Here is a 1,313-nt window from a genome sequence, read left to right on the forward strand (position 1 = left end):
CCTGCCAGCCGCCGGGCGGATGCCCGGTGCAGCCCACCAACGGCATCAACATCGAGTTCGGCGGCAGTTTTGCGATGGAAGGCAAGCCTTTCAACATTCGTAGCGCAAACGTGCCCTGATTTGCCGAGATCTGGCGTCAGTTGAATGAAAGAGCCCGCCTTGTGCGGGCTTTTTTTGCGCGCATCGCCGGGTCTTCAATCGCGTTGTCCTACACGCCGAAGGCAAGAAGTTCGCTTCCGTTTGGTTCCAGATTCGTGTTGGAAGCGTTAGCAAGCACAACGTTAGTAACACGTGCCCAGGGAGCCGAATACACATAGGAAAGGAAGTGCAAGAACGGTTGCTCCAAGGAGGGTCGCCCCGGTACAAACCCCACCTTAATCAATCTAGGAGGGATTTGCTTGAAAGTCATCGACAAAAGCGCGCTTCTGCTTTTTGTTGCAGCCGGCGCACTCGCCGGATGCGGGGGCGGAGGCAGCAACTCCGGTGGCGGCTTTGCCGCTTTAGGGTCCGAGACGTTACCGACAAGTGCGTCTGCCACCGACACCGGACCGGCCGAATCATCTGCCGCAACCAAGGAAGCGGCTCCCATCAGCAAGCTCGATGCCAGTTGGGTCAAGATCGCGAATGAGGGTCAGACCTTCACGCTGGCTTCCGCGACCGTCGTTCAATATGGTGCAAACGACACCTACGCCAACAGGTCGCTGTCCGGTTCGGTAGCCTGCGGCAACGGGACCTTTGGCGATCCGCTGCCCTACGTGGCGAAGGCTTGCTACGTCCAGAGCGCGACAGCCCCGGCACCCGCACCCGCACCCGCTCCCGCCCCAGCGCCCGTCGCCGGCACGCGGCTGGCAGGCGAGGGCTCGTCCTTCACGGTAGCGTCCGCGACGCAAGTGCAGTACGGCGCCAACGACAAGTGGGTTCAGAAGACGGTGAGCGGCAGCGCCAACTGCACGAACGAATCCTTCGGCAGCGACCCGGCGCCCTTCGTCGTCAAGGCCTGCTATTCACTCGGTGCGGCAACCGCACCTGCACCTGCACCGGCACCTGCACCGGCACCGGCACCGGCACCGGCACCGGCACCGGCCGCCCCTGCGCCCGCTCCGGCCCCGGCTCCCGCCGTCTCCGGCGACGTGGTCGACAGCGCCGGCAACCTGCAGGCGAGCGCGTACCGCGCCATGGCACCGCTTCTTTCCAAGGCAGAAGGCATTGCCTACCGCTACGGCAACGCCCCGGTGGTGAACAACAGCGGCATCTCGACGCTGCACCAGCGCGGCGACCAGACCATGAGCTACCACGCCGGCACCTGGCAGGTC

Annotated in this window: 1 pseudogene; it reads left to right on the forward strand. The window is 64.0% G+C overall.

Annotated elements, in window-relative coordinates:
• Positions 1 to 398 precede the first annotated feature (398 nt).
• Positions 399 to 1,313, forward strand: a pseudogene (locus APY03_RS42375) (hypothetical protein); the annotation flags it as partial.

It is taken from the genome of Variovorax sp. WDL1 (assembly GCF_001541225.1).
Classification (GTDB): domain Bacteria; phylum Pseudomonadota; class Gammaproteobacteria; order Burkholderiales; family Burkholderiaceae_C; genus Variovorax.